The organism is Limnoraphis robusta CS-951 (assembly GCF_000972705.2).
In genome coordinates this window covers 1-9,258 of record NZ_LATL02000249.1, presented here as the reverse complement: position 1 = coordinate 9,258, position 9,258 = coordinate 1, and the positions used below count along the sequence as shown (strand labels likewise).

The 9,258-nt window shown below is 40.5% G+C and carries 6 protein-coding genes; 2 read left to right on the top strand and 4 right to left on the bottom strand.

Annotated features, from left to right (window positions below):
- The 3 genes from WN50_RS21175 to WN50_RS21165 all read right to left on the bottom strand — a co-directional run.
- Positions 1–963 (bottom strand): dynamin family protein (locus WN50_RS21175; protein WP_049560645.1); only part of this gene is annotated, 963 nt, incomplete at its 3' end.
- A 39-nt stretch (positions 964–1,002) separates the two neighbouring features.
- On the bottom strand, positions 1,003–3,087 hold the full coding sequence (locus WN50_RS21170; protein ID WP_046278739.1) for a dynamin family protein: 2,085 nt from the start codon (positions 3,085–3,087) through the stop codon (positions 1,003–1,005).
- Positions 3,088–3,152: 65 nt separating this feature from the next.
- Positions 3,153–5,240, bottom strand: coding sequence for a dynamin family protein (locus WN50_RS21165; protein WP_046278738.1), 2,088 nt, complete (start codon positions 5,238–5,240; stop codon positions 3,153–3,155).
- A 490-nt stretch (positions 5,241–5,730) separates the two neighbouring features.
- Here WN50_RS21165 and WN50_RS32575 point away from each other — a divergent pair, with 490 nt between their 5' ends.
- A complete protein-coding gene (locus tag WN50_RS32575) occupies positions 5,731–6,321 on the top strand; it encodes an AAA family ATPase (protein WP_082172513.1) in 591 nt (196 codons plus the stop codon).
- Between the two features lie 94 nt (positions 6,322–6,415).
- On the opposite strand, the gene WN50_RS21155 is transcribed toward WN50_RS32575, so the two are convergent.
- Entirely contained in the window at positions 6,416–7,801 is a 1,386-nt protein-coding gene (locus WN50_RS21155) for a cytochrome P450 (RefSeq protein ID WP_046278736.1), read from the bottom strand.
- Between the two features lie 254 nt (positions 7,802–8,055).
- On the opposite strand from WN50_RS21155, the gene WN50_RS21150 reads away from it, so the two are divergent.
- Positions 8,056–9,258 (top strand): RtcB family protein (locus tag WN50_RS21150; protein WP_049560641.1); only part of this gene is annotated, 1,203 nt, incomplete at its 3' end.

The window sequence follows — 9,258 nt, the reverse complement described above, 5'->3', positions numbered from 1 at the left end:
AGCTTGCTCTTTTTGTTGAGTGGCTTCAAGTTGAGTGGAAATTGTTTCTATTTGTTCTGTTAACGCTTTTTGGATATTATTTACCGTCTTTTGTACCCGAGGAACATGAATAACAGTTTGCTCTTGTTGGAGGGAAACTAAACTCTGCAAAGCAGATTCAAACATTGCTAACCCAGTCGTTTGTACTGCCGATGTATCTCCTTTTAACTTGGATCTCAGTGCAGGAAGAGCATCAACACGGTAAAGATTACTAATATTATTAGGAAGTTTGACTCGAAAGCTTTCAGCCACAAATCGAAGTCGATTTTGAACTTCTTTTTGATCGCTAGGATCTAACAAATTAATGAAATTGACCACAAAAATAACCGTCTCAATTCCCCGCTCAATTAGCCAATCTCTCAAATTTTCCCGCTCTTTTAAAGTCATTAATTGACGGGCATCTAAAACCTGAACGACTAAATCAGCCGTGACGAGTTGCTGATAAACTAATTCATCCTGTGCTTCTCGATCATTGGTTCCCGGTAAATCTAACAATTCTACACCTGTTTTCAGAAAAGAGTCAGGACAAAAAACTTCTACCTGACGAACATCATCTCGCATTCGTCTATTTTGATCTAAAATGGCAAACTCTTTTAGAACTTTAGTTCCGGGATCTGTAATTTTTTGACCATCTTTTAAGGTAATTGTGGTTTTCAACTCGTCACCATATCGAACATGAATAGCCGCTCCTGTGGTTGGGATTAAATCAATAGGTAATGCTCGATTTCCTAATAAAGCATTGAGTAAAGTTGACTTCCCATAGTTAAAAGGCCCAAATACAGCAATTCGGAAATTTGGATTTTTTAAATACTCACAAACTAAATTAACTTCGGTGAGCAGTGGAGACTTAGATTCTAATTTCAGCAGTCCAACTGCCGTTTTTAACAAGTTTGTTAAATGCTCGGTGTCAGTTGATTGATTCATGGTTTATTTCTTGAACTCCGTACAGGATAAATTGAGAATTTAAGAAACACTGGAGACAAAATTTTGGTAAATTGTTTCAATTTTATTAAAGGTTGAAGTTACTTGGTCTTTAAAGTGAGTTAACCGCTTTAATTCTTGCTCCTGATTAACTTTTTGCTGTTCTCTTTGCTGGATGAGATTTTCTAACTCGGCTTTACGGGCTTGAATATCATCATTCATTCGCTTGACGACTTCTTGTTCATAGGCGTTAAAACATTCTTGAACAACTTCTGAAATTTGGGGTGAATAATCTTGAGCAATTTGAGGTAAATGTTTGGCAAACTCTTTCTTAGCCTCTTGAATCATTTTTTGACGAGCTTTATCTATCTGTAATGCTCCCACGCCAAAGCTCAGTAATAGTAAAGTAATCGGGCCTAGTATCATGCCAGAAATTGCCGTAACGACTCCACTAATCCCCACAACAGCAACGAAATTAAGTAGAATATTTTGCCAATCAAATCCTGCTCCAGCGAGCGCAGCCCCAGCAAAATTACCCGAAGCTAATGAGACTAATCCCATTGCCCAAGTTGCCCAAGCCGGAGAATCTTCTTGTTCAGAAGATTGACTCAAACGACCTGCGACTGGTTTATGTCCTGTTAGTTTTTCTGTAATTCTATTGGTGACTTTTGCGTAATCAGTTCCGTACTGAGCAGCAAGTCTAGAAAGTTGAGAAAAACCCGTATCCATTTCTCGCTCGGCTGAAATACTCCACCCGGCAATTTTATCATTGATATAGTTCTCAAATGCTTCTTGGAAAGAGGCTTCAAATGCTTTTCGCTTTCCAGCATTCAATAAATCCATAAATTTAAGATCGGGCTGATAGCGTTGAAAGTCGGATTCAAAGGAGTTTTCTAAGTTCAAAACATAGCTGCGAAATGACTCGGTAATAATTTGAGCTTTACTATCGCGTACTCTCCAAATTTCACCAATAAATTGTTCTCGAATTTGATTGAGTTTTTCAAATTCAGGTTCAACCGAGTTAATTCTTTGCTTCAATTCCTCCACATCTTGTTCAAGCAATGGAATACGACGTTCAACAGCATCCTGAATATGCTTGCTCGTTTGGTGAGCTAAAATCTTGGCTTGTCGAAATTCTGCAATCGCTCTTTCTTGAGTCAGAAATGAATTGAGAGCGCCCATAAATTCTGGAAATCCAGTTCCTTCTAGAGAAAGCTCAGGACTTTTAATCCGACGACGTAAAGCATTTAAAGCGGTAATTTCAAATACTCTCTCATCGTAACAATCATAGCCTTCAATCTGACAATATTCTGCAAGATTGGCTCGAAAAACATGACGTAATCTTTCTTCAGCTTCTTCAAGTTCTTCAGGATCATCCGGATCAATTAAACTCTCTCGAATTTGATCCCAAGCATTAATCAAAAAGAAAACACTGAGTCCTCGATATTTAATGTAATTTTCTAGATAACGACGTTCTCCTAATGTGCAAGGTTGTGAGGCTCTGAGGACAAATAAAATTGCGTGGCAGTTTTTGATGTAACCCAAGGAAAGTTCGTTGCGAGCCTCCGTGTCATTTAAGCCCGGACTATCAACAATTTCAATTCCTTTTTCTAATAAAGATAAAGGGTATTCAACCACGGCATAGTCAACGTCAGGAAACGCTTTTTTATTCTCGGTTTCTAACTTTTTTGCTTCAGCAGGATCTATTGTGTAAAGACGTTTAAAGCTTTTGAAGTCTACTTTTCTCGGCGGTTTACCATCATTAAAATAAACCGTGACTTCTTGATTTTGACCATATCGCAAAATGGTTAATAAAGCCGTACAAGGATTGACATCGCTAGGCAGAACATTCTCGCCAATTAAAGCATTTAGAAATGTACTTTTTCCCCGTTTCATATCTCCTAGAACCAAGAGCCGAAAACAGCCTTGACGCAAATTTTTGCTGACTTGATTGAGATCTTGAATATCTCTATCTAAGCCCAACTGGCCCGACTGATTTTTTCCTTCTGATTCGGCTTGGTTTAAGGTGGCTACCATTTGATTGAGATAATCAGCAATCTCTGAACGAACCTTGGCAACCCGGTCTAAATTATCAATGAACTTTGTCGCTTCGATTTTAGCAGCCATGATAGCTTAATTCTCAGAAAATTTTATTGAGTATTGTTGTGAATCTTAAACTTGATCATATCATGTCAGACAGAAGATGAAAGTAAATTTTCATAAATTGATTCTATGTTTTGCTTTTCCGATAACGCACTATTATCTAACTTATGGAGACGTTCAACTTCTTTTTCTCGGTTAATCTCCTGAGATTCCTTTTGTTGCAGTAAATTGTCTAACTCAGATTTGCGGGCATCAATATCATTATTAATCTGCTTCAAAATTTCCGCCTCATAGCTATCAAAGCATTTGTTGACTATTTCATACATTGTTTCTTGCTGTTCGTTTGCAACTTGAGGTAGATACTTAATAAACTCTTTCTGAATAACTTTCATAAAATCTTTTCGAGCTTGTTCGACTTGTACCGCTCCCACACCCAAACCCAATAGAGGAATTGCCCATATTCCTACAGATACTAATAATCCTCCAGACAACAGTAATAAAAAACTACTGACTCCAATGACACCCAAATAGTTAACTAATATATTTTTCCAATCAAAACCTGCTCCGGCTAGAATTACACCCGCCACATTACCAGATGCTAAAGCTAAAAATCCCGCAGCCCAGCTTGCCCATTTTGGAGAATTTTCTTCATAGTCAAGGCTTATTTTAGAGTTAATGGTCTGCTGAGTTAGCTTTTCTGTAATGACATTTGTTACCTGACTATACATCCCTCCATAATTACTCGCACTTTGCGCGAGTTGAGAAAAAGCTTCCTTTATTTCTTTTTCAGCCGTTTTTTCCCAAGCTGCCATTTTTTCATTAATATATCGTTCAAAAGCCTGCTTAAATGCCGTGTTAAATTGTTCACGTTTGTCTTGACTGAGAAAGTCTAAAAACCCTAAGTCTGGTTGATAGCGGACAAAATCATTGGCAAAATTATCGCCGAGACTTATAATATAGGTGTGCAGAGAATTGGCAATACTTTTTGATTTATCATTCCGAGTTGTTTGAATCTCTTTTTGAAATTTATCTCGGATTTCAGCCAATTTTTTAAATTCCGGTTCGACAGAATTAATCCGTTTTTTTAACTCATTAATATCCTCTCCGAGTAAGGGAATTCGACGTTCAACAGCTTCATGGACATGATTATAGGTTTGGCGTGCTAGGGTGCGAGCTTGTCGAAATTCTGCGATCGCTCGTTCTTGGGTTAAAAAGTGATTCAAGGCTTGAGTAAATTCTGGAAAACCAGTACCTTCCAACGAAGCATCTGAACTTTTAATTTGTTGGCGTAGTGCATTTAAGGAAGACAGTTCAAAGACTCGTTCATCATAAAGATCGTAGCCATTATATTGACAATATTCTGTTAAATTTGTTTTAAAAACCTGACGAATTTTTTCCTCAGCATTTTCCAAACGTTCGGGATCATCAGCATCCAAAATTTCTTTTTGAATTTCATCCCAAGCATTGATCAGGAAAAAAACAGTTAAACCCCGCTCTTTAATATAGTTTTCTAGATAACGACGTTCTTCGAGAGTAAAGGGTTGAATCGCTCTAAAAACAAATAGAATCGCATGGCAGTTATTGATATAACTTAAAGAAAGTTGATTTCGTGCTTCTGTATCATTCAGTCCGGGGCTATCAACAATCTCGACTCCCTTTTCAAGTAGAGGTAAAGGATACTCGATAACCGCATGGTCTACATCAGGAAATGCTAGATGATGCTCTTGTTCAAACCGTTTGGATTCGGTTGGATCAATAGTATATTGTCGCTTGAAATCTTTAAACTCTAATTCTTCAGGCTTTTTATCTCCTTTAAAGTAAACCGTTACTTTTTTATTGATACCATAACGTAAAATCGTTAATATTGCCGTACAAGGATTAACATCGCTGGGTAATAGCTTTTCACCGATGAGAGCATTAATTAAGGTACTCTTTCCTCGTTTTAAGTCTCCTAAGACTAAAATTCTGAAAACACCTTTTCTTAAGTTTTGACTCGCCAAACTGAGGTCTTCAATGTCAGTCTCTAATGCAAGTTTTCCAGAGGTTTGTTCTCCTTCTCGCTCCGCTTGGCTGAGAATTTCCGCAAGATTACCTAAATGATGGGCAATTTCATACCGTTTTCTTGAAACTGCTTCTAGATTATTGAGTAGGCTACTTTGTTTGGTTGTGTCAATCATGGTACTTTACAGATATTGTATCTTTTTTAATCAACTTAAGTGCAGAGAAAGATGAAGATTGAAGCGTTAGGGTTTGTTCCAACTGAGATCACGAAATAAACTGTTTCCGAACCCAAATTGTCCTAACCACATTTAAGTCATCCCTCCCTGAAAATAGCTGTCTGTGTACAAGCGGTGTCAACTGTGTTCTATATCGTTTTCTGAAGTTGCTCTACTTTTTTTTCGGAAATTTGAGATTTTTTGAAAAATTGCAGAAAATATAGCGTATGAGGGCAATCCCAAACGTACCACTGACTGTCCTACCGCAGAAAAGATGTTAAGGGTTTTTAGAAACATCACTTTGTATATACATCGAGATGGACAGAGGGAAATCTGTTTTCTTAATGATGTTCAACAACAAATCTTAGAGTTAATGAATGTTCCCCAGTCTATTTATACCCCTAAAGTGAGCAGATTAGGATAGTATTTCAACAACACCGTTCAAGGCGATATTCCCCGAGTCCAAAATTGGATAGAACGCTTCACCCAAAGCCGGAAGATTCAGCTATCCGACCAGCAACGGCAGGCGGTCGTCATGGCAGCTTACTCAAAAATCCTGATTTTGACGGGCGGCCCCGGCTGCGGTAAAACCTTTACCACCGCCACGATTGTTGAACTGTGGAAAGCGATGGGCAGAACGATTCTTCTGGGGGCGCCCACCGGACGGGCGGCTCAACGGTTGGGAGAGATGACGAAACTTCCGGCAAAAACCCTGCACCGATTGTTGGAATTTGACCCCAAAACAATGAATTTTTCACGCGATAGGGATCATCCCCTCGACTGCGATGCTTTGATTGTGGATGAAACTTCGATGCTGGACATTTTTCTGGCTTACTCCCAAATATCTGGGGCAGTATTTTCGGTTAGGATGGAAGTAGCGGACGAAGTTTCTGGGTTTGGTAACGGTGTGGGTTCAGATGCGGGAGTCCTGGCAATTGAAGAAGAGACTTCGCTTAAGTGGCTCAAATCCCGAGGGGAATTCTCAGATGTGCAACCCATTGTAATTACACCACTTAATCCTATTAATAAAAAAAATCGGTAGATGGATTTCATCTCGATTATTGTTTGGGGTTTTATTATGCTTGAAACTTGGCTGATTGTTTGCGATCTGAAGTTTAGACTAAAGACCCCGCCAATTAGCGAAAACCCGTCACCATCAAAGGAACTCCATTGGAAGGTGCAAGCGTACCACCGCGACGCATGGGTTTAATCGGTTGATGACTCGCCAATTCTAAATTGTACTTAGATAAAATTGAAGCGAGAACCAATTTCATCTCCAACATTGCCAAAGCATAACCCAAACACAGCCTCACCCCACCCCCAAACGGAAGAAACTCGTAAGGACTATATTGACGCTGTAAAAATCGTTCGGGTTGGAATTGTTTGGAATTCGGATACAAATCTTCTCGGTGATGGGTCGAATAAATACAGGGAACGAACGTTGTCCCAGCCGGAAATTGACGACCCATAATTTCTAAATCTTGGTTGGAAATTCGGGCAAAAGCAATCGGTACAATGGGATAAAGTCGCAAGGTTTCCTGACAAACTGCCGTTAAATAGGGAAGGCGAGAAATTTCTATGGGGTCGGGATTTTTACCCAAACTCTCGATTTCTTGAATGAGTTTTTCCTTAATATCGGGATATTTTTCTAGCCAATAAAACGCCCAAGCCAAACTGGTTGCGGTGGTTTCATGTCCGGCGACTAACAGCGTCATCAATTCATCTTTTAACTGGTCATCGCTCATCGGTTGACCGTCTTCGTCAGTCACTTCCAGCATTAAACTGAGGATATCGTCACCCCGTTTTTCCGGGTGGGTTCGTCTGTCTTCAATTTCCGCTTGCAGCAAGTCGTAAATTTTTTGTCGGGTTCTGATAAAATTCCCCCAAGGACTCCAAGCTCCCCAGTCTACTTGCAGAAATTTCAAGAAAATAAAACTTGAACGCAACGGAGAGGCAATCAGATCCAACCAATCGGCAAGAAGTGAGCGAAATTGTTCGCATTTTTCCCCTTCATTAAAGCCAAATACGGTCTGCATAATCACCTTGAGGGTAATTTCTTGCATGACATTTCTAGCAATAAAAGATTGATTAATTTGCCAGCGTGAAGTGACGGTTTCGGTAATTTGACAAATGGATTCTGCGTAGGATTTAACTTTCTCTCCATGAAAGGGAGGCATGAGTAATTTTCGCTCTTTTTTATGACGAGAACCATCCATTAAAATCAAAGAGCGCTCGCCCAATATCGGACGGGCTAAATCATTGGTCTTTCCCACATCAAAAGATTTAGCATCGGCGCTGAAAATTTCTTGAATTCCTTGGGGATTGGCAATAAATACTAAGGGAGGAAGACCAAATAGCCTCAGCGTAAACATATCTCCGTACTGCTTAACGCATTCTTCGAGGTACTCAAAGGGTCGGACAAGCCAATTGATTAACTGAAAGAATGCCGGAGTTTTCGGCCCGTCTGGTAGGCTATTGTTGCCACTGCTAACACTTGCGGGTTCTATCGTTGCTCTGCTCATCGGAGATACTCCTAAGATCCATATTTTATGTTAACCTTGAAGACATGGGAAAAACAAAATCCTCTTTGGGTTCAATTTTCCGATTTTAGATGCCGAACTTCTTCGGTCAAGCTTGAACAAAACTAAACGATTGAGTTCCATCCTATCTAAAATCCCCAACCCGAAGTAGAGACAGCGTGGCTGCTGAATCCCTATCCAAATCTCAACATCTTCAACCTTTGAGACAGATTTTCATCAATCTGTTGGATAGATTTATGCAGCATCCAAAAAAACAAGAACGACTTTTTAAGGCGTTATCCCGTCAAGGATTAACCGTCAGCTACAGCAATAACGTTTATTCCATCCGTCTTTCTAACGCTCCCGATGCGACCGTCGCAGAAGTTTTACTCCCAGAGAGTTTACCCATTGAAGGAAAGGCGTTCAAGCAGTTAGCCAACTTAGCCAACGTTCGTCATCCCGTTCAAGGTCATGTCACAAACGCCTGTGCAACACCCGACTTTCACCCCGGTGATAGTGATGTTGCTATCGGTTCTGTTATCAAAACAGAAGGAATGTTAATTCCTGCGGCTATCGGTTCCGATATTAACTGTGGAATGCGACTGCACGTTGTTGACTTATCTGTTGAAGATTTTACTCGAAAACGCGATCGTTTTATTGAGTTGATGAAGGGTGATTATTTTGAAGGAACCCGAGATGTCACCATGACCGCTAAAACCGCTCAAGCTCTATTTTGTCATGGAATTTTGGGTTGGTTAGAACAGATGAGTCAAAAACCCCTTGGAAGTGTCGCCCAGTCGAATTTTGAGCAACTGTGGTCAGAAACAGAACAAGTTTATCACTTGGGTTCCTTACCCGGAAGTTTGCGTTGGGCGCCACCGGATTTAATTCCCGAGGTCGGATGGGTGCGAGATGGGGATTTAGCAACCATTGGCGGGGGGAATCATTTTGTAGAAATTCAACGGGTTGATGCCATTTTAGACCGGGCTACCGCCTACACTTGGGGCGTTCGCGAAGGACAACTGGCGTTTATGATTCACTCCGGTTCGCGCACGGTGGGGAAATATATTGGCCGCTTGTGGCGAGAAAAGGCTCAACAAGCATGGCCTACGGGTTTGGCTTATCCAACCGGACGACTGTTTCCGCTTTCGTGTTCAACCCCGGAATTAGTAGCAAGTTATTTGCAAGCCGAAGCCACCGCAGCCAATTATGGTTTTGTTAACCGTTTGCTGTTGGCGGAACTATTACGATTGCGGTTGAGAGAGGTTTATGGGGACTTGGAAGCGCGATTAATTTGTGATTTACCTCATAATTTAACGTTTCCAGACGATGACGGTTGGATTATTCGTAAGGGTGCGAGTCCGGCTGAATGGGGACAACCTGTGGTCATTCCGGGTTCGATGGGTACGCCCTCTTATTTAATGCGGGGTTTGGGTAATGGGCGATTTTTGGCTTCTGCT

Coding starts and splice junctions, on each gene's coding strand:
- WN50_RS21170 (WP_046278739.1), bottom strand. CDS start 3,087: ATGGCTGCTAAAATCGAAGCGACAAAGTTCATTGATAATTTAGACCGG.
- WN50_RS21165 (WP_046278738.1), bottom strand. CDS start 5,240: ATGATTGACACAACCAAACAAAGTAGCCTACTCAATAATCTAGAAGCA.
- WN50_RS21155 (WP_046278736.1), bottom strand. CDS start 7,801: ATGAGCAGAGCAACGATAGAACCCGCAAGTGTTAGCAGTGGCAACAAT.